At 39.0% G+C, this 24,292-nt stretch carries 20 protein-coding genes; 7 read left to right on the forward strand and 13 right to left on the reverse strand.

Features of this window, described 5'->3' with window-relative positions; genetic code table 11:
• Positions 1–104 precede the first annotated feature (104 nt).
• The 4 genes from BW142_RS15485 to BW142_RS15500 all read right to left on the reverse strand — a co-directional run bounded on the left by BW142_RS15485 (position 105) and on the right by BW142_RS15500 (position 5,050).
• On the reverse strand, positions 105–1,436 hold the full coding sequence (locus tag BW142_RS15485; protein ID WP_076925431.1) for a glycerophosphodiester phosphodiesterase family protein: 1,332 nt from the start codon (positions 1,434–1,436) through the stop codon (positions 105–107).
• Positions 1,437–1,510: 74 nt separating this feature from the next.
• The gene (locus BW142_RS15490; RefSeq protein WP_076925432.1) at positions 1,511–2,356 is read right to left on the reverse strand and encodes a carboxylate/amino acid/amine transporter; all 846 of its coding nucleotides are present in this window, start codon (positions 2,354–2,356) and stop codon (positions 1,511–1,513) included.
• 138 nt (positions 2,357–2,494) lie between these two features.
• Positions 2,495–4,630: a M3 family metallopeptidase gene (locus BW142_RS15495; protein WP_076925433.1), complete on the reverse strand. Its 2,136-nt coding sequence runs from the start codon at positions 4,628–4,630 to the stop codon at positions 2,495–2,497.
• Between the two features lie 210 nt (positions 4,631–4,840).
• Positions 4,841–5,050, reverse strand: coding sequence for a hypothetical protein (locus BW142_RS15500; protein ID WP_076925434.1), 210 nt, complete (start codon positions 5,048–5,050; stop codon positions 4,841–4,843).
• Between the two features lie 200 nt (positions 5,051–5,250).
• On the opposite strand from BW142_RS15500, the gene BW142_RS15505 reads away from it, so the two are divergent.
• The 6 genes from BW142_RS15505 to yegD all read left to right on the forward strand — a co-directional run bounded on the left by BW142_RS15505 (position 5,251) and on the right by yegD (position 12,247).
• Complete coding sequence (locus BW142_RS15505; protein WP_076925435.1) at positions 5,251–6,111, forward strand: mechanosensitive ion channel domain-containing protein; 861 nt, start codon at positions 5,251–5,253, stop codon at positions 6,109–6,111.
• A 433-nt stretch (positions 6,112–6,544) separates the two neighbouring features.
• Complete coding sequence (locus BW142_RS15510; protein ID WP_076925511.1) at positions 6,545–8,809, forward strand: TonB-dependent receptor; 2,265 nt, start codon at positions 6,545–6,547, stop codon at positions 8,807–8,809.
• 105 nt (positions 8,810–8,914) lie between these two features.
• Positions 8,915–9,214 (forward strand): hypothetical protein, encoded by a 300-nt coding sequence (locus tag BW142_RS15515; RefSeq protein ID WP_007376885.1) that lies wholly within the window; start codon positions 8,915–8,917, stop codon positions 9,212–9,214.
• A 73-nt stretch (positions 9,215–9,287) separates the two neighbouring features.
• On the forward strand, positions 9,288–9,944 hold the full coding sequence (locus tag BW142_RS15520; protein ID WP_076925436.1) for an HAD family phosphatase: 657 nt from the start codon (positions 9,288–9,290) through the stop codon (positions 9,942–9,944).
• 33 nt (positions 9,945–9,977) lie between these two features.
• Positions 9,978–10,820 (forward strand): DNA ligase, encoded by an 843-nt coding sequence (locus BW142_RS15525; protein WP_076925437.1) that lies wholly within the window; start codon positions 9,978–9,980, stop codon positions 10,818–10,820.
• Between the two features lie 62 nt (positions 10,821–10,882).
• Positions 10,883–12,247 carry a molecular chaperone gene (gene yegD, locus BW142_RS15530; RefSeq protein ID WP_076925438.1) on the forward strand — a complete coding sequence of 455 codons (1,365 nt, stop codon included), beginning with the start codon at positions 10,883–10,885 and terminating at the stop codon, positions 12,245–12,247.
• 9 nt (positions 12,248–12,256) lie between these two features.
• Here the strand turns inward: yegD and BW142_RS15535 are convergent, their stop codons facing one another.
• The 3 genes from BW142_RS15535 to BW142_RS15545 are packed head-to-tail and all read right to left on the reverse strand — an operon-like array spanning position 12,257 to position 14,600.
• Entirely contained in the window at positions 12,257–12,721 is a 465-nt protein-coding gene (locus BW142_RS15535) for a methylglyoxal synthase (RefSeq protein ID WP_076925439.1), read from the reverse strand.
• A 38-nt stretch (positions 12,722–12,759) separates the two neighbouring features.
• The gene (locus BW142_RS15540; RefSeq protein WP_076925440.1) at positions 12,760–13,404 is read right to left on the reverse strand and encodes a LysE family translocator; all 645 of its coding nucleotides are present in this window, start codon (positions 13,402–13,404) and stop codon (positions 12,760–12,762) included.
• Positions 13,401–14,600 carry a multidrug effflux MFS transporter gene (locus tag BW142_RS15545; protein WP_076925441.1) on the reverse strand — a complete coding sequence of 400 codons (1,200 nt, stop codon included), beginning with the start codon at positions 14,598–14,600 and terminating at the stop codon, positions 13,401–13,403. Before BW142_RS15545 ends, BW142_RS15540 begins: the two co-directional genes overlap by 4 nt.
• 185 nt (positions 14,601–14,785) lie before the next feature.
• Here BW142_RS15545 and BW142_RS15550 point away from each other — a divergent pair, with 185 nt between their 5' ends.
• A complete protein-coding gene (locus BW142_RS15550) occupies positions 14,786–15,259 on the forward strand; it encodes a hotdog fold domain-containing protein (protein WP_076925512.1) in 474 nt (157 codons plus the stop codon).
• Positions 15,260–15,280: 21 nt separating this feature from the next.
• Here BW142_RS15550 and BW142_RS15555 read toward each other — a convergent pair whose 3' ends face one another.
• The 6 genes from BW142_RS15555 to BW142_RS15580 form a co-directional block, all read right to left on the reverse strand.
• Positions 15,281–15,763, reverse strand: coding sequence for a polymer-forming cytoskeletal protein (locus BW142_RS15555; protein ID WP_076925442.1), 483 nt, complete (start codon positions 15,761–15,763; stop codon positions 15,281–15,283).
• Entirely contained in the window at positions 15,753–16,916 is a 1,164-nt protein-coding gene (locus BW142_RS15560; protein WP_076925443.1) for a M23 family metallopeptidase, read from the reverse strand. The genes BW142_RS15555 and BW142_RS15560 overlap by 11 nt, the downstream gene beginning before the upstream one ends.
• A 143-nt stretch (positions 16,917–17,059) precedes the next feature.
• Positions 17,060–18,373 carry a fumarylacetoacetase gene (fahA, locus tag BW142_RS15565; RefSeq protein ID WP_076925444.1) on the reverse strand — a complete coding sequence of 438 codons (1,314 nt, stop codon included), beginning with the start codon at positions 18,371–18,373 and terminating at the stop codon, positions 17,060–17,062.
• A 135-nt stretch (positions 18,374–18,508) separates the two neighbouring features.
• Positions 18,509–19,555 (reverse strand): 4-hydroxyphenylpyruvate dioxygenase, encoded by a 1,047-nt coding sequence (hppD, locus tag BW142_RS15570; RefSeq protein WP_024589439.1) that lies wholly within the window; start codon positions 19,553–19,555, stop codon positions 18,509–18,511.
• A gap of 318 nt (positions 19,556–19,873) precedes the next feature.
• Entirely contained in the window at positions 19,874–22,606 is a 2,733-nt protein-coding gene (locus BW142_RS15575; protein ID WP_076925445.1) for a metallophosphoesterase, read from the reverse strand.
• Positions 22,607–22,752: 146 nt separating this feature from the next.
• Positions 22,753–24,246 carry a peptide MFS transporter gene (locus BW142_RS15580; protein ID WP_076925446.1) on the reverse strand — a complete coding sequence of 498 codons (1,494 nt, stop codon included), beginning with the start codon at positions 24,244–24,246 and terminating at the stop codon, positions 22,753–22,755.
• Between the last annotated feature and the right edge of the window lie 46 nt (positions 24,247–24,292).

Genomic DNA, 24,292 nt, shown 5'->3' on the forward strand with positions numbered 1-24,292 from the left:
CGTTAAAAATTTTTTATTTAGAACAACTAGATAAAAAAAATTTTGCCTAGTTCTAGCGTAATTTTCTTAACGTTAAATAGACCCCATATATAAGCAGATTGGTATTAAATACTTGCAGGCATTTTATTACAACTAGCGTAATAACTTACGGTAGCCGGCCAATCTGAAAATATAGCCATTACCCCTACGTCTTGTGCGAGCACATCAACGACCGTCATCATATCGCCATCGTTATCTATAACATCAGCAATTGATTGATAGTAATAACCACCACCTTCATTAAGCGGACCTGAGCGCTCAAGGCTCCATGCAATAAGCTCTAAACCTGCTGCTTTAGCGTCAATTGCGTATTGTGATGGCACAATATTGCTTTCGTTATCTATTGTTAGCATCATCCAAATTGGAGGGGCTAAAATTTTAACGCCATCAGCCACTAACTCATCCATACCCGGTTGCCATGTTTGTGGGTTACTTGTATCGAATCCGGCTTCACTGTCGCGACCATCTAGGTATACGCTTTTATCTGCAAAGTCAGGGTTAGTGTTAATCCAGTATTTTACGTCATCAAGGTTAAACGATTGCGGATAAACTTTTGAGGCTGGCACGCCCATTTGTGTGTACTCATCTAGCATTTTTTGCGCATATTGCTCTTGCGTCATTCCATCAAATGGCATGCTTACTTGTGGCGATTTAAGTTCTGGGGTCATTTTTACCCCCATCTCATTAAATAATGCAATGCTTTGCTTATGGGTCATTAATGTACCTTGGGTAGCATATAAATCAGTGCGCCAATTTGGAGTACCATCCATGTAATCGGCAACGGTAGTTGCATTAATGTTTGCACCATCCATTTTACCTTCAAGCGTTAAAAATTCCGCTAAGCTTATATCACTGGTACAGCACTTAGCTGAAGCGGCAATACCATTAGTAGGGTCTGCGGATGTAAAAGGGACACTACATTTAGCTGCAAGTTCAGGAATGGCTAAAATATTAGTTGTGGTGTGTAAGTCGCATTGAGAGTGGCGACAAACAAGCTCTTTGTCGTTTGTAAATGTAACATCGCATTCAACAATGCCTGCGCCCATTCTGGCTGCAGCAATGTAGGCTTCTTTAGTGTGCTCAGGGTATTGCATTGATGCACCGCGATGACCAATAGAAAAGTCAGTACGATAAAAAGGACCTTCTTTGCACGACTCTAATTGTGTTTTTAAAGCGCTGTCGCTCATATCATTGACTAAATAATATGGACGAGTGCCTAGTTGAATATCTGGAGCGTTACCGTTTGGCACTTCTACAATAACAGGCGTAGGTACTTCAATAATCTCAACTTCGGTGCTGGTAACAACGACTTCTTTTTCTACTATTTCTACATCGTCATCGCAGCCTGTAAGCGTGGCTAACAATATACAGCTTGTAAGTAAGGTAATACGCTTCATTGTTTATCCTTAAAAAGTAAAATTTTTACTACCTTAATGATTATTAATGACAACTTAGCTACAAGCTTATTAATTTACTTTTTATTAATAATTTGATTCACCAATAATGCACCTAACATTATAGCTGCCCCAATACTTAACCTAACTATATCTGCATCTCTATTCCAAATAAGCACGTTAACAATAATCCCAGCTGGGATTAGTAAGTTATTCATGACTGCCAGAGCTCCAACGTTGACGAGTGTTGCGCCTTTATTCCACATAAAGTAACCAAGGCCTGATGCAACGACTCCTAAATAAACCAGTATGCCCCACTGGGTGGAAGTGGTTGGTAATTTGTTTGAGTTACCAAATAACGCATAACAAATTGTGGCAATAATAAGTGCGCCTATAAAAAACCACCCAAATACGGTTTTATCGTCAAGCTGATTGCTATTCATTAATCGTTTGTAGGTAACTTGGCCTACAGCAAAACTTATATTCGCGCCTTGAACAAGTAATAAGCCGATTATAAAATTGCTATTTAGGTTTTCGTAACGAATGGTAATTGCACCGATTACAGCAATAAGCGCGACTATAAAAAAGCGTGGGTTAAAGCGTCTGTTCAATGCATCATTTAGCAAGGTAATGTACAAAGGGGTCATTACTGTAAATAGTAGTACTTCTGGGACGGTTAAAAATAAAAATGAGTGGTAGTAAAAGCTATACATAACACCAAGTTGTATAGCGCCAATCAGCATAAGCTTTAAGGCTAAAGGTTTAGGCGTATGTTTAAGCTTTAAAAATGGTAAAAATACGAGAGTTGCTAGTGTTATGCGAATTAACACACTAAACCAAGCATCAACTTGGCCGGCTAAATACACGCCAATTAAACTAAATGAAAATGCCCAAAGTAAAGTTACTGCAAATAAGTACCGCATAGCCGTCGTCTTTAAATAATTAATGGCAGCAGTTTATCTGTTATAAATTAATGTATAAACAATAAAAGCCCGCAAGCGGGCTTTTATAAAGTCTAAAATTAATAAACTACGTTATTAATTACTCAACTAAGCTATTAATTATTCAACCAAACCACGGCGCTTAAGTAGTGCGTCGGTTGTTGGTTTTTGACCTCTAAACTCAATATAGCTTTGCATTAAGTCGCGGCTGTTACCTTTAGATAGGATTTCTTTACGGAACTTGTCACCATTTTTACGGGTTAAGCCACCATTGTTTTCCATATGTGCAAAGGCATCTGCTGCAAATACTTCAGTCCACAGGTACGCGTAGTAACCTGCTGAATAACCACCTGCAAATGTGTGGCTAAAGAAGTTTGATTTATAACGCGGTGGTACAGGGTAGTAAGCAATACCATGCTTTTCTAATGCGTCTTGCTCAAACTTTTGAACGTCAGTAATTTTCTTATCAGAACCAAATGAATGCCATTCCATATCAAGTAGGGCAGCGGCTAAATATTCAGTAGTGCCGTAACCTTGGTTGAATTTTTGCGATTCAAGTACTTTATCAAGTAAAGCTTGTGGAATTGGCTCACCTGTTTTGTAATGTTTCGCATAGTTAGCAAGAACGGTTGGTTCAATCATCCAATCTTCATTTGCTTGTGACGGAAACTCAACAAAGTCACGCGCCGTTGCAGTACCCGCTAGGCTTGGGTATTTTACGTCTGAGAATAAACCGTGTGCAGCATGACCAAATTCATGGAACATAGTAGACACTTCGTCAAACGTCATTAGCGTAGGTTCGCCTTCTGCAGGCTTTGGAATGTTTTGCGCATTGTAAATAACAGGTTTAGTGCCTTTTAAGCCACTTTCGCTAACGTATGCGCTCATCCATGCACCGCCACGTTTGCCTTCACGTGCATATGGGTCTAAGTAAAATAAACCAATAGCGCTGCCATCAGCGTTAAATACTTCGTATACGGTTACATCTTCATGATAAACAGGAAGGTCTTTACGTTCTTTAAACGTAATACCGTAAAGTTTGTTCATCGCAAAGAATAAACCATCGTGAATAACCGACTGCATTTCAAAGTATGGCTTAACAAGTGCTGGGTCTAAGTTGTACTTTTCTGCACGTACTTTTTCAGCATAAAAAGTCCAATCCCATGGTTTAAGCTCAAAGCTTTCGCCTGAATCGTTAATCACTTTTTGAATAGCAGCCGCTTCAATTTTTGCTTTTTCAACTGCTTTTGGCGCTAGGTCATCAAGGATGCCGTAAACGTTTTCAGTTGTTTGTGCCATACGCGACGTCATTACATAAGAAGCCCAATCTTTATAGCCTAAAAGCTCTGCTTTTTGGGCACGTAGGTTGGTTTCTTTAATAATAATAGGACCGTTGGTTTTTGCTGCGCGGTTTGCAGAGGCTTTAAAAATACGCTCACGTAGATCGCGGTTTTCAAGGCTGCTTAAGATAGGCTGCTGTGTTGTGTTAACAAGCGTGATCATGTAGCCGTCTTTGCCTGCTTTTTTAGCTGAAGCTGCAAGACCGGCAATTTCACCTTCAGAAAGACCTGCTAATTCACTTTTATCTGTAACTACAATAACGTCTTCTTTAAACGATTTTAAAATGTTTTGTGAAAATTCAGTAGATAGCTGAGCTAGTTCTGAGTTAATTTCACGCATTTTAGCTTTTTCAGCGTCGTTTAACTTAGCACCCGCTTTTACAAACTGCTTGTAGTAAAAATCAACTAGGCGTTGATCTTCAGCATTTAATTTATCTTGATTGTCGTAAATTGTTTGTACGCGCTTAAATAACTCGCCATTTAGGTAAATATCATCTGAGTGAGCAGATAGTACCGGCGCCATTTTTTTGCTAATGCGTTGGTATTCGTCATCTGAGATTAAGCCTGATAAATTGAAAAACGCAGCCGATACGCGATTTAATAGCTCGCCTGACAATTCCATTTCAACTAAGGTATTTTTAAATGTTGCAGGAGCAGGGTTGTTAGCAATCGCTTGGACTTGCGCTGTATGCTGCGCAATACCAGCGTCAAAGCCTGCTTCGTAGTCTTTTGTACCAAACTTATCAAACTCTGGTGCCATATATTGTAATGGGCTTGGCTTAAATAAAACATTGTTTGCGTTCATGTCTTGCACTTGTGCTGCACCTTCTTTTGCCATGTTTTGTGTATCGTTAGATGAACAGGCCGATAATATTAAGGCACTAGCAATAGTAGTGGCGATCAGGGTTTTACGCATAATAACTCCATAAAAAGATTAGCCGGAATAGGCTTTGCGAGTCGAAAAACCTAGTTAACTTATCAAATTTTGGAGTTTATACAATAAAGTTTATCGGTATTAAGGGGGATTTGAACGCAAATTAGCTAATATTTAGCTTTAAGGTAGGTAAAAGTAGCTCTAAAAGTAAACACTTGAGCTACTTAATTAAGCGGTCGAGCCATTGTTTACTTAGTTATATCCAAGTACAAATTTTCTCTCAGAGCCAAAACTGCTAGGTTGTTGTTGGCCAAATTCTTTGTTAATAGTTGCCAAGGCTTGCTCTTGCTCCGCAAGAAGACACAAAATTTTATTTCGATAATCTAGACTACTTTCAAATAAATGTAAGTCTACCTGTGGCTGCAATGTTGCCAACCTTTGATTTAAAGTTAGTTGTGACATAGTGATCTCCAGTGCTTGTACACTATTTATATAGCACTCGGTGCAATAAAGAGTTAATAAATTGTTCATAAAAAGCATATTGAACTTATTAACTTGGCGTTTTAGTTATATTATGACTGCTAAACTTACCCAACACTGAACCGCTTTCACTTTATAGCGATTTTAATTTAAAGCGCTCCTTTGCTTGTTTTGGAAAATAAATGACGTTAGAACACATAAACCAAATTCTTGCCTTTGTTGTATTTAGTTACAGCGATGTACACATTACCGTAGCAAAAATTATTAAAGTGCCTTTAATACTTTTCGCTATTTGGTTTATTGTGACGCGTATTGGCAAGCTAATAACAAAAACATTATTGGCAAAAAAACTAAGCCAAGATGCCGTGCATTTATTTACACGTATCTACTTTATTTTAAGTATCGCAATTTTAATTTTTACATCTTTAGAAGTATTAAGCATACCGCTGACTGCGTTTGCTTTTGTGTCGGGTGCAATAGCCATTGGTGTAGGCTTTGGTGCGCAAAACATAATAAATAACTTTATTAGTGGCTGGATATTGATGTGGGAACGTCCAATACGTATTGGTGACTTTTTAGAGGTAGGGAATGCAAAAGGCGTAGTAGAAACAATTAACACTCGCTCAACGCGTATCCGTCGAAATGACGGCGTACATATGCTTATTCCTAATTCTCAATTGCTCGAAAATACAGTAACAAATTGGACGCTAATAGATGGCAATGCACGCTCATCGGTCAGTGTAGGTGTTGCATACGGTTCAGATGTGATACTGGTTAAAAAGCTTATTCAACAAGTGCTTGACGACCATGAAGCAATATTGGTTAATCCAAAGTCGTCGGTATTATTTGATGACTTTGCTGATAGCTCGCTCGTATTTAATGCTATTTTTTGGGTATGCGCCGAGTCCGAAACCATGCTTAGAAAAGTGCGCAGTGATATTCGTTTTAGTATTTACGCTGTATTTGAAAAGCATGATGTAGTGATTGCCTTCCCTCAGCGCGACATTCATATCGACGGTGAAATTGCGTTTAAGCGCTCATAATCCAAATACAGTAGCTATTTAAAGTCATTTTTGGATGGCTTTATTTGTATATAAGTAGATGTTTCTATTTTAGGTTAACATGTAAAACAATCCATTCTTCCTACTCCAGTTTATTAAAACCAACAAAGGACATATGTCCGCACTATTAGGTTTTTGCATCTAAATAGTGATAAAAATGCGTAATCTTGTAGTTAAATGTTGCAAAAAAGTTTCTAATTATGTCAATATTTATGCAGTAAAATTATTACAAAATGATATAATCTTAATCGTTCGTTCAGCCTTATAGCATCGTTTTTGTACTCTCGATAATAAGGTCCGCGCGCATGACGCAAGTCGCGAAAAATTGAACGAGCCCGCAACTTACCTTCAAGGTATAAGTAGCGCAACACAAAAAACCGTTGAACAAGAGTGCACAAAAAAGGTTAAACCCAACATGAAAGCAATGAAAAGATCTACGTTAGCCACCCTAATCAATGCAACGTTGTTCTCTGCAGTAGCAGGTACTTCATTTTCTTCTTTAGCCGCTGAAGAAGCAGCTAAAAAAAGTAACCAACTAGAAGTTATTCAGGTAACAGCTCGTAAACGTGTAGAAAACGCTCAAGAAGTACCAGTAGCAGTATCTGCTCTACAAGGTGATAACCTTGATGCGTATAGCTCAGCTGGTATGGATATTCGTTTTTTAAATGCGAAAATTCCAAGTTTATCAATTGAATCTTCATTTGGTCGTTCATTCCCACGCTTTTACGTTCGTGGTTTAGGTAATACCGATTTTGATCTGAATGCATCACAACCAGTATCACTTGTTGTTGATGAAGTCGTTCAAGAAAATGCAATTTTAAAAGGCTTCCCAGTATTTGATGTTGAACGCGTAGAAGTATTACGTGGACCGCAGGGAACTTTATTTGGACGTAACACGCCGGCTGGCCTTGTTAAGTTTGATACTGTTAAACCAAGCCAAGAATTTGATGGTTATGGCTCTGTTTCATACGGTAGCCGTGGCGCTGTAGACACAAGTGGTGCTGTAGGTGGTGCTTTAACTGACCGTTTATCTGCTCGTGTTTCATTATTATGGCAAGATAAAGACGATTACATTGATAACCAAGCTCCAGGCTTTGAAGCTAAAGACGAGCAAGGTGGTTACACTGAAAAAGCGGCACGTGTTCAATTTTTATATGAAGGCGATGATTTTACTGCTTTATTAAACTATCACACACGTGATTTAGATGGCTCGCCAATTGCCTTTCGTGCAAATGTAATTAAAACGGGTACTAACGAGCTAGTAGATAACTATGAAAGTGATGTTGTTTATCAAGATGCGGCATCTCGCTCTACTCAACAAGTAGAATCTGAAGGTGCGAGCTTAAAGCTTGAGTGGGAACTTAAAAACCACACAATCACTTCAATTTCTGCATGGGAAAGTGCTGAAATTTATTCTCGCGCTGACATCGACGGCGGTTACGGTGCTTCTTATATTCCTGATTTCATGGGGCCTGGTTTTATCCCTTTCTCTTCAGAAAGTGCTGATGGTATTCCAGATCACGACCAGTTGACGCAAGAGCTACGTTTATCTAGTAACTTTGATGGCGATTTAAATTATCAAGTAGGTGTTTTTTACTTCGATGAAGAACTAACTATTGAAAACTACAGCTACGATACATTCTCAACACCCGATGCTGGTGCTTTAAATGGCTATGTTCGCCAACAGCAAGATACTACAGCTTGGGCTGTATTTGGTTCTGTAGATTATACTTTTTCAGATGACTTAAAAGTAACAGCGGGACTTCGTTACTCTGATGATGATAAAGATTTTGTAGCAGACCGTACACTTAGCCCAATTGGCGGCGGTGCATTACTGGTAGAGCGTGATGTTAGTGACGACCATGTTAGCTGGGATTTATCTGCAAATTATAAAGTAAACGATGATGTTAACTGGTACGGCCGTGTAGCCAATAGCTTCCGCGCACCTAGTTTACAAGGTCGTATTTTGTTTGGTGATGATGTAACAACAGCTGAATCAGAAACGGTAACATCGTACGAAACGGGTATAAAGTCAGACGTGCTAGACGGCCAAGGTCGTGTTAACGCAACTGTGTTTTATTACACAATGGACGACCAACAGCTTACAGCTGTTGGCGGTGGTGCTAACTTTAACCGTTTAGTTAATGCTGATAAAACGACTGGTTATGGTTTTGAGCTAGATACACAGTGGGTATTGAGTGATGAGTTCAATGCAACGTTTAACCTAAGCTATAACAAAACAGAAATCAAAGATAACGATTTAGCTGTAGCTGTTTGTGCACAATGTACTGTAACTGACCCAATTAATGCTTCTGGGCTTGCTGTACTTGATGGTAATAGCTTACCGCATGCGCCTGAGTGGATCTCTAACTTTACGCTTCGCTACACTAAAGAACTTGCCGATGGTAACTTCTTCGCAAGCGGTGATATTTCTTATCGCAGTAAAATCAATATGTTCCTTTACGAATCGGTAGAGTTTGAAGGTAAAGAGCTTATTGAAACAGGTTTGCGTACAGGTTACACATGGTCTGAAGGCGATTACGAATACGAAGTAGCTGCTTTTGTTCGTAACTTATTTGACGAGCAACAAGTTATTGGCGCAGTAGACTTTAATAACAATACAGGTATTGTTAACGAAGAGCGTTATGTTGGTGCTGAATTTAAAGTTAACTTCTTCTAAAGATAACCTTAAATTATATTAATTTTTAAAAGCCTGCCTTGTGCAGGCTTTTATGTTTTTATAAAGCTGGTAAAGTAGCGTTAATTAATTTAAAGAGATAAGAAAATGGCTGGATTTTGGAATTACCGTGTAATTTTTTGTGAAGCAACGAAAGACGAAGCAGCGCAATATCAAATACACGAAGTAGAATATAACCTAAATGGTAAAGTAACTAACTGGTCAGAAACTGGCGCAGCCCCTTTTGGTACGACCTTAGATGAATTGAAAGATGACTCAGAACGCTTAAAAACAGCATTTGAAAAACCTGTACTTAAAGTTATGCGTAAAACGCGTGGCTATGAGCTTGTTGATGTTGATACGGGTGAAGAAGCCACTGGTGAGCCACCAGCTGGTCTAACGCAATAACTACAATTTAATAAAGGCGCTTAGGCGCCTTTTTTATTATCAAAATTTAGCTTAGGTTAAATAAGGAATGAGGATGACATTACAGGCAGTATTATTTGATATGGATGGCACATTAGTTGATTCAGAAAGCATGCATTTTGTATGTTGGAGTAAACTACTTAAGCCTTATGGTGTTAGTTATTTAGAAAATGATTTTTGTCAGCGTTTTTCGGGGCGCCCGACTTTAGAAGCTGCAATAGAGATTAAGCAAGAGCATAACTTACCGGTAAGTGCACAGTTTTTAGCGGATGAAAAATACCGCCTATTTGGCGAATATGTAATAACACATTTACCGCCACTCATGCCATTTACAGAGCAAACATTGAAAGCCGTAAAAGCGAGTGGCTTAAAAATGGCGCTAGTAACTGGTAGTGCTAAAAGTGAAGCCATGCCAATACTTAAAGGTTTAGGGTTTTATGAGCTGTTTGACACGGTGGTAACAAAAGATGATGTAACTAACCCTAAACCAGCAGGAGACCCATATTTACTGGCGCTTAAGCAGATAAATATACAAGCTGGCAATGCAATTGCTGTTGAGGATACATTTACCGGCGTTACGGCGGCCAACAACGCCTTATTACGTGTTGTAGCTATTGCTAATAGCCACACTAAAGATCATGATTTTAGCCAAGCTACTTATAAAATGAGTAACTTAGATGAGTTTTGGCAATGGGCGCAATCTCAACTATAGTTTAAGCCAACTTTTACTTGCTTGGATGCGCCAATGTTTACTTTTAAACATCTGCTTTTAATTGTTGCTGTACTTTTTACGCAATGTATAAGTGCAGCACAACCCTCTGTTTTACTGGCTAAAGTATATGACGAAACTAAACATTACGATGTAAGTAAATATTTAGTCAGTGAAAAATATGATGGTGTGAGAGCTATATGGACTGGCACGCAGTTTGTTACTCGCAAGGGCAATATTATCAATTCGCCAAGTTGGTTTACAGCCACATTGCCAAATGTATGGCTTGATGGTGAGCTATGGACCAAGCGTAAGCACTTTTCTGTGCTTAGTGGCATAGTAAGAACTAAAAAACCTAATAATCATGATTGGCAAACTATTACTTATAAAGTATTTGATATGCCAGATAAAAACTTGCCTTTTAGCACTCGCTATAAAAACTATAATGAGCTCATTACTAGCCTAAACTCGCCGCATATTAGTGTTGTAGTTCAATATAGCTTTACCAATAATGAGCAGCTTACAGAGTATTTTGAAAACATAACTAAACAGGGCGGTGAGGGCGTAATGCTTCATTTGGCTAGTGCTAAGCACAGTAATGGACGGAGCAATTCATTACTAAAATTAAAGCCTTATTTAGATGCTGAAGCGATTGTAGTAGCGCATTTACCAGGTAAAGGCAAGTACCAAGGTATGTTAGGGGCATTAAGAGTAAAAACAGCACAAGGGCAGGTGTTTTCTATTGGTACTGGGTTTAGTGATGCACAGCGCGCAGCCCCGCCCGAGATAGGTAGCACTGTAACATATCGATTTCATGGTTTAACAAAAAATGGTTTACCGCGTTTCGCTAGTTTTTTACGTGCCAGAGACAGTTTATAACATTTATAAATTTTACAAAGTGTGCTAAATTGCGCGGCCTTTTTGGTAATGTGTGGTGAAGTATGTTTGTAGGTTTTGATTACGGTAGTTCTAATTGTGCTATGGGTGTAATGAGCGAGGGTAATGTTCAATTAGTACCGCTAGAGCAAGGAAAACATTACCTACCGTCTACACTTTACACTCATCACAGTGCCTTGGTTGTTGACTTTGTTGCTAAGCATTTACACGGCACAGACCATGAACATAACTTTTTAACTCAGCGCCAAGCATTATTAAATACCTTGCCGCGTATTAAGTCAGACCTTGATTTACAACCTTCAGATGAAACCCTATTTATTGGTCGTGAAGCGATTAGCGAGTACGTGCAGTTTCCTGAAGAAGGTTACTTTGTTAAGTCCCCTAAATCATTTTTTGGCGCAACGGGCCTTAAACAAGGTCAAATTAACTTTTTTGAAGATATCGCAACAGCGATGATCTTAAAAATTAAGCAACGCGCTGAGCTCTCTCTAGGTAAAACACTTACGCAAACAGTGATTGGTCGCCCAGTAAACTTTCAGGCTGTGGGTGGTGAGCAATCAAATCAACAAGCGGTCGGTATTTTAGAACGCGCTGCTAAACGTGCTGGTTTTAAAGACGTAGAGTTTTTATATGAGCCACTTGCTGCGGGTATCGATTATGAGAGTGATTTAACTCAGGATCAAAAAGTACTTGTTATTGATATTGGTGGTGGTACAAGTGACTGCTCGTTTGTACAAATGGGCCCAAGCTTTAGAGGCAATAGCCAGCGCGATGGCGATTTTTTATCTCACAGCGGTAAACGTATTGGCGGAAATGATTTAGATATTGCATTGAGCTATCATGGTTTAATGCCGTTATTGGGTTTAGGCAGTACGTTTAAATCGGGTTTGCCTTTGCCTAATCAAGCATTTTGGCAAGCGTGTAAAATTAACGATGTAAACTTACAAAGCCAATTCTATAGTGAGAGCCATACCCGAGAGCTGAATGCACAATTACGTGATGTAAGTGCGCCAGAGCTTTATAAGCGTTTAATACATTTACAGCAAAACAAGCAAGGCCATCAGTTAGTGCAACAAGGTGAAGCGGCTAAAATAGCACTTTCATCAGCTAGTGCGTTTTATTGTGATTTAAGCTTTTTAGATAGTGGGCTGAATAAAAATGTATCGGTAAGCGATTTAGCTGTTGCCGTTGAGAGTAGTATTAGCCAAATAGTTACTTTAGCAAAACAAGCAATCAGCGACGCTGCAACCACGCCAGACATTATTTACTTAACAGGCGGTAGTGCACAATCACCATTGATTAAAGCGGCTTTAAGTGAGCACTTAGGCGATATAAAAATGGTTAACGGGGATCACTTTGGTAGTGTAACCGCTGGCCTGACTAAATGGGCCAGCATGCTTTATAAGTAGCTTAAAAATTTAAAGATCTATTTGTCGGGTTGCGAGGTATTTTTCGTAATCTGGCAATGTACGCTCAAGCTCTACGTCCATAAGCGGTGAGCTCAATAACATATCGGCGCTTACTTCATTACACGCCACCGGAATATTCCAAACAGCGGCTAAACGTAGCAGTGCTTTAACATCAGGGTCGTGAGGCTGTGATGCTAATGGGTCCCAAAAAAATATTAAAACATGTATTTCATGCTCCGCTATTTTAGCGCCTAGTTGCTGATCGCCGCCCATTGGGCCACTTAAAAGCTGAACTACATCAAGCCCTGTGGTCTTTTGGATTAAATGCCCCGTAGTACCGGTGCCATATAAAGTGTGTTTGCTTAATATGTCTTTGTGCTTTTCACACCATACTTTTAATGCTGCTTTTTTACCGTCGTGTGCAACTAAAGCAATATTCTTTTGCGCGGGAAGAGATTGTGTTTTTTGTTCCATGCTGATTCTTTTTATTAGTTAACCACTGTTTTGGTTAGTTAAAATAATAGATTGATAGCAAGGGCAATAAATACAATGCCGGTGATTCTATCAATCCAAAGTTGGCTATTTGGGTTACGTCTAAAAAACTGTGCAATTTTGTCGCCAAAATAAATATACGTGCAGTCAATCGGAAAAGCAAAAAGAGGGTAAAGTAAGCCAAAAAAAGCGAGCTGAAAAGTAGCAGATGAAAGCGTTGGATCTACAAATTGCGGAATAAATGCAATAAAGAATAACGCTACTTTGGGGTTCAGTACTTCAGTCATCATGGCCTGAAACATGACGTTACTTTTTTTGCTGGTATTTATATGCGGTTTATCGGTTTGCGTGCCCTCTGATACAAGCTCTTGCTGCTTTAACGTGCCTTTAATCATCACAAGCCCTAAATAACATAAGTATGCAGCACCTGCATATTGCACTGCGGCATAGGTACTAGGAGAAGCTTTTAGTACTGCGCTTAGGCCTACAACAGCAAACAGTGTATGAACAACCCCACCTAATGCAAAACCAAAAGCACTTTGCATACCAGCGCTTCGTCCATTAGCAAATGTTTGTGCCATCAAAAATGCATTTGATGGCCCAGGCGCTACTGCCATTAAAAAGCTGGCTAATAAAAATGAAACTAAAAAATCAGGATTGATCATTGAGCGCTTTTAGTTGGATGTAAAGTATGTGCTTTTTTGCTCATTAAAATAATCCAAAGCGGAACTAGTAATAATAAATGAAAAGCAATTAACCACGGTGTACTTAACCCCAAATATTGGGTTAAAACAACGAGTATACTCGCGCCACTCATTTGCATAGCACCAAGTAATGCAGAGGCTGTGCCTGCTTGTTTAGGAAAGCTAGATAGGGACATACCTGCAGCAGAGCCTAAACTTAAAGCAAACCCTAATGCTGCAATTAAGATAGGTAACATAAGCGCAAATGCTGTTTCTATACCGCTAAGGGCTAGCATTAAAATGCCTGAAAAAACCAGTACACTCACACCGACACGCAAAGCGCGCTGGCTATTTCGTTTAATGTACGTTGGTAGTATAAAACTTGCGACAATACTTATTACGGCATTTAACGTAAACCAAAAAGTAAAGTCGGCTACTGTGCCGCCTAAATGCGTAATAAGCCAGCCTGGTGCGAGCGTTACATAAACTAATATAGCCGACATGGCGACCATACAAATTAGACTATTAAACAAGAATATTGGTGTTTTAATAATCGGTGTAAAGCGACGCAAATCTAAAATATGGCCCTGATAATGGCTATCAGCAGGACGGGTCTCTCTAAAAAAGAATAGAGTAACAATAAGGCCTAAAATGGCAAACGCGGTTAAAAACATAAAGTTCATACGCCAGCCAAATTGTACGGTAAGCCAGGCCCCTAAAATAGGTGCCATTGCCGGAATAAAGCACACAATCCCGTTAAGATAAGTGATCATTTGCCCGCTTCGTTCACTACCATATTTGTCACGCACTATCGCAAATGCGACAACAAATGTGGCACACGCTCCAAAACCTTGAAGCGCACGTGCAATCATTAATACTTCAAAAGATGGTGAGTAATAGGCAAGTAATGCTGAGCCTGCATATAAACTAATGCCCACTATAGCCACTGGCTTTCGGCCAAATTTATCAGCTAAAGGACCTGCAATCAATTGGCCTAAACCTACTGTTAGCATAAAAATAGCAACGGTTTGCTGTACTTGTTGTTCTGTTACTGCAAATTGTTCTGCAATAGTAGGAAAAGCGGGTAAGTAAATATCGATTGCCATAGGGCAAAATATAACGAGTAACGCTAAGATAAGTAATAAAGTCATATTAGGTTTAGCGGGCTGTGTTTGCATTGAGTCTCCTTTTGCCGAGTATTTTAGGTGGGCACTCGTAAAAAAGAAAGGGCTTATGGCCCCTGCATAGATTGTCATTATTATTATTTGATTAGATTAAGCTAAAAAGGCAGTATAAATGCGCTTTTTAAAACTGGTCTGATGTGTTAGTTTGAGAAAAGTAACTGTTGATGGAAAAAATAATAATGAGTAATAAATCTGCACTTGTACAAACATGGCATAAATTTAAGCGTCTACCTTTTGGGAATTGGCTTTTTACTAAAGCTGTTTGTTTTAAAGCGCCATACTTTGGTTCGATGAAGCCTTACGTACTTGACCTTCGAGAAGGGCATTGTAGCGCAGTGGTTAAAAATCGTCGCAGCGTTCATAATCATATTGGAACTATTCATGCTATTGCGCAGTGTAACTTAGCTGAGTTGTGTGCGGGTGTGATGGTCGATGCAACAGTGCCAGTTAAAACCCATCGTTGGATCCCAAAAGGGATGACTGTCCGCTACTTAGCAAAAGTAGATACTGACGTGACTGCAATTGCGGAAATTGATTTACCACATAAGTGGATTGATAAAGAGGACTTAGTAGTACCGGTTAAGCTTTATAACACCCGCAATGAACTCGTTTTCACTGCAGATATTACAATGTACATTACTGAAAAAAGGTAACTTACGTTAAGCAGATTTGACTTAGCTTTTATCAGCGGCTTGTTTATTTACAAACGATAAGTCGCTGCCGTCTTCCTTCAACAATGCTTTAACTTCTTTTGCGGGTTTAAGTTCTTTCGAAATTAGTTCAGGCTCTTCTTTTTCAAAACGTTGCTTTAAACTGCCTTCAATTACTGCGCCTGCATCAATACTCAATGTATCGTGAAACACATCGCCATGAACATGCGCACCGCTTTGTACTTTCACTTCACTGGCATTAATTGAGCCAATAACTTTGCCTTTAACAATGACGCTTTTAGCTTCAACAATACCTTCAACAACACCCGTTGAACCAATAACTAAATGCTCCACTTTTATGTCTCCATCAATGCGGCCATCAAGTTGTACTTCACCCTGGCTAATTAAAGTGCCTGTAAGGCAGACGTCTTGTGAAATAATAGACGGTGTGTGATTTACTCTTTTTAAATTAGAGCTAACTGTTTTTTGTTTTTTTCTACCAAACACGAGAAAGCGCCTTTGTTATTTTTAGAGGATTGACTTGTTTACCGTTAAGCAATACTTCGTAGTGTAAATGAGTGCCTGTGCTTCTACCTGTGCTGCCCATTAAACCAATTATGTCGTGTTTAGTGATCTGCTGACCTTTTTTCACCTTAATTTTATTTAAGTGTCCAAATCGTGTCACTAAGCCATTTTTATGCTCAAGCTCAATAAAGTTACCATAACCACCATTGCGACCGGCACGAAGCACTACAGCGTCTGCTGGCGCAAATATTTCGGTTTTATGCCAACCGGCTAAATCTATTCCTTTATGAAAGGCATGATTGCTATTCATTGGATCTTTTCTGAGGCCAAAGTTGCTTGAAATATAATATTTAGCTTTAGCTAAAGGCAGGGTATTTGGTAGCTCAGTTAAAAAGTTTTCTAAATTATTTAATGCTAATAACTTATCAACGATAGCTAAAAAGTGGCTTGGGATTTTTGTTTCGTTAAATGTATCAAGTGGGCCACCTTGTGCGGTTGTTTGGTCGCTTAAGATTAAATGTTGCTCAAGCGCAGACTCAATCCCTGCACCTTTCACCATAGCTAAAATAGCTTGGTGACGTTCGCTAATTTGGTTATCTAAAAAATTAAAGCTTTGTTCATAATGCTTATCCAAGTTAGCAATTCTTGCTGCGAATGTAATCGGAGCTACTAACTGAGCCTGTTTATCTTTTAGGTTTTCATCGACTAATGGTTCGTGAAACTCATTGCTGTTTTCATTGATTGGTACGTCAAGATCTGTATCAAGCTTAATAACGTCTTTACTGATTGAAGCGGGAAGGGACTCTATCATGCTTTGCAGTAGCGCCTGCTTTTGTTCAAGTACTGCAAGTTGTTCTAATTGCGTCGCTTGAAGAGCTTGCTGCTCATTTACTTTTTGTTGCCAAAGTGTTTGCTCGTTTATTTGACTTTGTTCTATGTCGGAAATTTTATTTGTTTGTGTGTAAACACGAAAGCTTGAAATACTCAGCCAAGTGAAAGTGACTAAAATAAGCAGTGCTACAAGAAGTTGAAACCAAGGAGCTAAAACAACGTGCTTAACTTCGCCATTTTGACGAATAAGTAGCTGTCGAGCTGGGAAAAATTTATGATAAAAAGACTTTATAAATACTGACATGGCATATAAACACTGGCTATTAACCGAATTAAGATAGCAATTTGAGTTAAAAAAGCTAGAAAAAAATTGTAACTGTTCAAAAATTAATAAAAAAGGGCTGCTTTTAGCAAGCGGCCCTTTTATGTTTAATTTATGAAAATGTATTATTTTGTAGGCAATACGGTGCTCTCTACCGAGCCAAAACCTATGCGTGCATAGCCTTCTTTTTCACACCAACCGCGCATAATAACGTTATCGCCATCTTCTAAAAAGCTACGTTGTTCGCCATTGCTTAGCGTAATTTTTTCCTTACCGCCACGAGAAAGCTCAAGTAAAGAACCCGCTTCTTCGTGCGTTGGACCAGACTGAGTACCCGAACCTAACATGTCACCTGGCATAAAGTTACAGCCATTTACTGTGTGGTGAGTGACCATTTGTGCCACAGTCCAGTAAGAGTGCTTAAAGCTAGATGTTGATACGCGCGTTGGGTTATGGCCTTCGCTACGCATTTTTTCCGTTTGGATTTTAACATCCATTTGAATATCAAAAGCACCTTGGTCGCGATTCGCTTTTGACTCTAAATAGTCCATAGGCTGTGGGTCGTTTTCATCACGTGTCCAGCTTGTTCTATAAGGTGCTAGTGCTTCGGTTGTAACAATCCAAGGCGATACAGTTGAGGCAAAGTTTTTAGCTAAAAAAGGACCAAGCGGTTGATATTCCCACGCTTGTAAGTCGCGAGCTGACCAATCGTTAAATACACAAAAGCCAAATACATGGTTTTCTGCATTTTCAATCGCAATTGCATCGCCAAGTGCATTACCCTTACCTAAATAAATACCTATTTCTAGTTCGTAATCAAGGCGCTTACATGGACCAAATGACGGCACTTCTGCATCTGGCGCTTTGGTTTGACCTTTAGGGCGATAAAATGTTTGACCCGATACGTCAATAGATGAAGAGCGACCATGATAACCAATAGGTACCCATTTATAGTTAGGTAGTAATGGGTTATCAGGGCGAAATAAACTACCTACGGCTGTAGCATGATAAATAGAAGTGTAAAAGTCGGTGTAATCACCGATGCGACAAGGTAGTGAAAACTCTATATTAGATTGTGAAATAAGCGTATCGTTAAGTGCTTGTTGGTGCTCAGAGCCTGCTCGTAGTGCATTTGAAAGCGCTAAACGAAGTGCTGACCAATACTGTTCCCCTAAACCCATAAATGTATTTAGGGTTGCTTCACTTGCTGCATCAGTGGCTGTTTTAGCGTCGCCCGTTAAAACGTTTAATTTGCTCAGTTTTGCTAAATCAATTACTTGGTCGCCAATTGCAACACCACCACGAAAGGCCTCATCAGATCCTTTGCGACGAAATTCTGCAAACGGTAAGTTTTGAATTGGGAAGTCACAATTATCAACATTAGCTGACTCTACCCAGCTGGTTAAATTAATATCATGGGTTTCGTTAATTAGGCTCATTACATTTCCTTTGGATTTTACTGTATGGCGACAAGGTATAGTTTATTTAATCATACTTGTACTTAGCGCAATACTTTTTAAATATTAAAACGACAAAAGCAGCGAAGTTCGCTGCTTTTAATTTACTCAAATATTTTATAAAACGCCGCGACGCTCTTGGTCGCGTTCGATTGATTCAAATAATGCCTGGAAGTTACCTTCACCAAAGCCACCATCATCAACGCGTTGGATCATTTCTATAAAGATTGGACCAAATAAGTTTTTAGAGAAAATTTGTAATAAGTAACAATTTTCACTTTGGCTATCTACGAGTATCTGATGTTGACGAATTTTTTCTTTATCTTCTGCAACCCAAGGTACACGGTCAAAAATAGTGTCGTAGTACTCTGGAATAATATCCAAAGTAGCGATTGTAGATTTATCAAGTTTATCAAGAGAGCTTACTAAATCATCTGTTAAAAACGCTAAATGTTGAACGCCAGGGCCGTTGTACTCACCAAGGTATTCATCAATTTGGTTGTTATCGTTACCTTTACCTTCGTTTATTGGAATAGAGAAGGTGCCACAAGGGGACTTAAGTGCATACGAAATAAGCGCCGTTTTTTGACCTTTAATGTCAAAGTAGCGTACTTCTGTAAAACCAAACACGTCTTTATAAAAGTTAGCCCATTTTTCCATGGTGCCTTTATAGACGTTATTAGTTAAATGATCGATTCGGATAAAGCCTTTATCTTCTACAACATTTTGCGTTTCTAAATCTTCAAAATCACTTTCGTAGATAGTGCCTTTGTCGCCAAAGTTTTCAATAAAGTAAATTAGGCTGTCGCCAATGCCATAAATTGCAGGGTAAGGCATATTTTTATGCGTTGAATCAGTGGCTGGTTTTGCACCACGCTCTACTGCAGTTTCAAATGCTTTTTGCGCATTCTCAACACGCCAACCCATAGAACAAATAGCAGGACCATGGCTTTTAGCAAATTCTGCAGAAAAACCTTCACGCTCGTTATTCAGTAAAAAATGAATATCGTTTTGGTTGTAATAAACAATGTCTTTACCTTTGAATTTTTTAAGCTTAGAGAAGCCAAAATCAGTAAATACTTTATCCATATAATCAGCATCAGGTGTTGCGTACTCGGTAAATTCAATACCGACTAAACCTAAATAGTTATTTACTTCACTCATTATTATTACTCCCGCAATTAAGCACTGCGATTATGTGTTGTTGTCATATTGCAGTAGATAATCAACCAGATTCTTGATTTGGGGAAGAGGGGGGCACTATTTAGTAAATGTGGTATGTGTAAATTTAATAGGACGGTTATTATAAAGTTACGCGTTTGTAATACAGTTAAATAAAATGAAGTTATATGGTAAAAATTAAAGTGGAAGCACTTGTTTTTAAGTTGTTGTATTTAAATACTAAAAAGGAGGTTTAAACTGCGTCAACCCCCCTTTTATAATGAACAAGCCAAAGCCTTTTTGTATTTAATTGTTTACACTTTAAGAGCCATTACCAAAGAACTTGTTTCGCTGCTCTATCCACAAGTTAGTTTTAATTGCTGGAGCTGCTTGGTAATGGCGCTCAATGGTTTGATTTAGCACTCGTGTCGATTGCTCAAAAGAGAGCTTTTGTTGTGCGCCGCCCATACTTTTAATTTCATCTCTGGTCATCGCACGACCAGCATAAAGTAATGCATTTAAGTAACCAGGCCGGGTTTCGTAGTTGTTATCTGTAAATAACAGGATTGTTTTATCAAGTGCCCATCGACGGTTTATCTCGCCTTCTTCTTTAACACCTTCGAGTTCACCATCTACATATATTTCAAATACGCCATTTGTTGGTGCAGCATAAAATACAAAGGCAATACGATGCCAATTACCTGGTTCAGTATCGCCAAAGTATCCACTATTGCTGGTTGCTTCACCGTACCCACCGTCAGGGCTTGCAAATATATCTGCATCATCTGTATCGTAGTTTTCGGTATCGGCTTGGATTATTGCGCGGTAAATGTCGTTTGTTTCCAATGGCCAGTTTATATCCATAACTATTGTGTAGTCAGACACTAACCCGTCATGTTTAAAATCACCATTTGCAGCTGTGTTTAACGTAATCAATAGGCCTTCTGTTGGGGAGTGACGAGTAAAAGCCATTACACCAGAAGGACCATCAGTTAAATCGGAAATATTAAGATCAGTGGTTGTCTCATAGCGTGTATCTTCTGGGCCCCAACCGTCATTTTCTGGGTCAAAGTAGCTTAAAACAGATGGGCCTGAGTTTGGAGTTAGTGGGTTTGTTGGATCGTCAAAGTTCCAAGTTGTTATATTTGCAACATCTTGGCAAGCATTAAGCTGTGCGTCTGTATCAAGGTGAAGACATTGAGTTGTTCTAAAGCGCGCGTATTGATCAAGTAGCCACCATGCTTCGGCAATTGGCTTTACATCATTAAAAGTAACACTGCTAAAAAATAAATCTGGATTAAGTGCCGCACCTTTAAATAAAGCGACATTATAATTTGTCGTTACTTGAATATTTTCTGGCTTTAACACAAACCAATCGGGTTGGCTGGCAATCATTGTGTTTAAATCAGTGCCTGTAACGGTTACTTGATACAGTGAATTAAAGCCAGGTGTGTTTGAAGGCTGTCTTTCAACATAAAATGCTTTGTGAAAATCTTCTTGTGTAACAGTGCCAGGCGTCCATCTTTTTTGTACAAGTTCAGGGTTAAGCAGCGCTGCGTTGATTGAGCTTGAGTGTTTAGTTGCAAGTGCTGTTATTTCTGCAACTTCAAAGCTACTTGGGTAGTTTTCTGAAATGGCAATTTCTGTATCAGCATCGGGTGCATATCGGCCCATTATTTCATCGATAGCTAGCTTAGTTTCTTCGTCAGGTTCTATAGATGTTCGCGTATCTACATGTTGATACTCGTAACGACTTAGTGCTTTATCGGTAGTATTAAATACTAAATTTAAATCGGTGACTCCGCGAGCATAAAATTCTGGTTGAATGACTAAAGCATTATTTTCAAGCTCTATAAAGTCTTCACCACCATGAGTATGCCCACCAAGCACTAAATCTATACCCGGTACATTGGTTGCTATCTCAACGTCAGTTCCTTTGCCCAAATGGCTTAGCATAATCATGTAATCAACGTCATCGCTGTATTGGCTTACAATACTTTGTGCGATTTGTTGCCATTTCCAACTCATTTTAAATTGTTTTATAAAGTCAGGAATAGGGTCGTTTTCAATTGGTTCGTCAAGCTCATCCCATGGTACCGACGTCATCCCAAACACACCTAATGTTATGCAACCAACCTGCACCTTAGCAAAGTCGACACCACCAAAATTCTGACTGTTTCCTCCCTCAAAGCGGGTATTACTGGCAAGTACAATGGCATTATCGTCTTGTGAAAATTCAAGTAGTTTTTCAGGGCCCCACGCATAGTCATGGTTCCCTAAAACACGTAAATCAAAAGCCATTAGCTTTACGGTTTCATCAGAGGCTAACCCTTGTGATATTTGCTCTGCTACAGTTCCTTTTTCGTAATCATCGCCACCATCGGTGAATAATGTATACGGAGATTCGCTTAGCGCTTTTTTGTAATAAGCTTTAATGCGACTAAAATATTGTTCTTGATATCCAAAGCGAGAATGCATGTCGGCAACGTGAACAAACCTTACAGATTGCTCTGTTGCATTAGCATCACAGGTTGGGCCAATATCAGAAAATGCAACTGTACGTTGCATTTCGATTGCATAGCTACCTAGTTGGTTTACTTGTGCACTAACAAAGCCTTGCGATACCGTTGAATTAGTAATACCTGACCAAGAGTCTCCGCTTAAACGAGCAATAGATAACTGGCCTCCTAGTACATAGTCGTCAGGTATTTTTATAGTGATTGTCATTGGGCTAGAAAGTTGAAGTGTATTCGGGGTAAGCGTATGTATATCTGAAATGATATTTTTTGCTTGATTATTTTCATCAAGGACTAATTTTCCGTAGGTTATTTCAGTATCGTTAGCCACTATTTCCCCAGGGGCATTGATAGTAAAGTTACCTTCATCTAATGACGTTTGTAAGCCATTAGCATTGGTAATAATTAAGCCACTAGATTCGGGCTCTACAGGATCATTTGGATTTACTGTTACTTCATCACCGCCACCACAGGCAGATAAAAAAATAAGGAGAAATAATGCGATTAGAGTGGTACGTGATAACGTTAATGAATGCATATACTGCTGTCCCTGAGTCTATTCAATAATCAATCAGGACATAATATCAGTTAACGAGAGTGGGGCAAAGTTGAATAAAAAAATTCCCCCATAGATGCTATGGAGGAATGTTTAGGCTATGTTGTTATATTTTAAATAAACAACAATTAAGAGACTTTCTCTTCTAACCCTTGTTTTTCCCATACTTTAGCTTTAAAAGTCATTAGTACTAAAACAACACCAACACCAATGCTAAATAATGCAATTTGTAAGTATAAGTTAGGAATTTCATCAACATTGTTCGGATCGAAATTACCAGCAAGTAAGCCTGCAATAATATTACCGATTGAGTAAGTTAATACAAATACACCCATCATTTGGCCTGTGTAACGTTTAGGCGATAGTTTACTTACAGCACTTAACGCTACAGGGCTTAAACAAAGCTCACCCACAGTATGTAAAAAGTACGTAGTAACAAGCCAGTAAGGCGCTACTTTTAAGCCTTCAGCTGCGTAATGAGCTGCCATAAACATCACTAAAAAGCCTGATGCCATGATAATTAAACCAATTGCACACTTAACGCTGTAGCTAGGTGATACTAAGCTTTTAGATAAGTTAATCCAAAGTGCTGCAAAAAATGGCGATAAGGCAATAATAAATAGTGAATTTAATGATTGAAACCACGTTGTAGGGATTTCAAAAGTACCAATAAGACGGTCAGTATAATCGCGTGCAAATAAGTTTAATGATGAACCCGCTTGTTCAAAGCCAGACCAAAAACATGCAGATGCAATACAGACTAAAAATAGTGCCCACATTCTTTGTTTTTCAGCATCAGTTAATTTACCTGTAAAGTAAATAACACCAAAATAAACAAAAAAGATAATAGTAAATACAATCGCTGTGTAACCTGCAACCACTGTTGGATTGATTACAATTGCGCCGGTCATTGCAGCTGTAGTAACTGCAGCTGCTGCAATTACAAATACAGCAATACCAATCCATGCACGTGAAGTACCTTTAGGACCCAATGGATTGGCAGGTAAAGCGCTGTGCTCTGGTAAGTTATTAAGTGTGAGTTTGTACTGAACTAAACCAATGGCCATACCGACAGCTGCCGCACCAAATGCCCAGTGCCAGCCTACGTTCTCCATAAAGTAACCACATACGTAGTAACCTATTAAAGAACCCATGTTAATACCCATGTAATAAATAGCGTAACCGCCATCACGACGCTCATCAGCATCGCTATATAATTGGCCTACCATTGCACTGATATTTGGTTTTAGTAAACCAGTACCTGTTGCTACAAATATTAAGCCAATGAAGAAAGAATAATCATGTGGAATAGCCAAAATAATATGGCCAATCATAATAATTATGCCGCCATACCAAACTGCTTTTTGACCACCAAATAATCTATCAGCTAGCCAGCCACCCGGTAAGCCTAAAAAGTATACTGCGCCTGTGTACAAGCCATAGATTGCAGCAGCTGATGCAACAGTAAAGGCAAGGCCTTCTTCTTGTAAGCTTGCTGTCATGAATAATACGAGCATAGCTCGCATACCGTAATAACTCATTCGTTCCCACATTTCAGTGAAGAACAATGTCGAAAGTCCTTTAGGGTGGCCCCACCAGCCACTATCTGGAGTTGAACTCATATTTACTTCCTAACTTTAAGTATTGTTATGATGGCCTTATAATTTT

The sequence above is a fragment of the Pseudoalteromonas sp. EB27 genome (assembly GCF_001974875.1).
Taxonomy (GTDB): domain Bacteria; phylum Pseudomonadota; class Gammaproteobacteria; order Enterobacterales; family Alteromonadaceae; genus Pseudoalteromonas.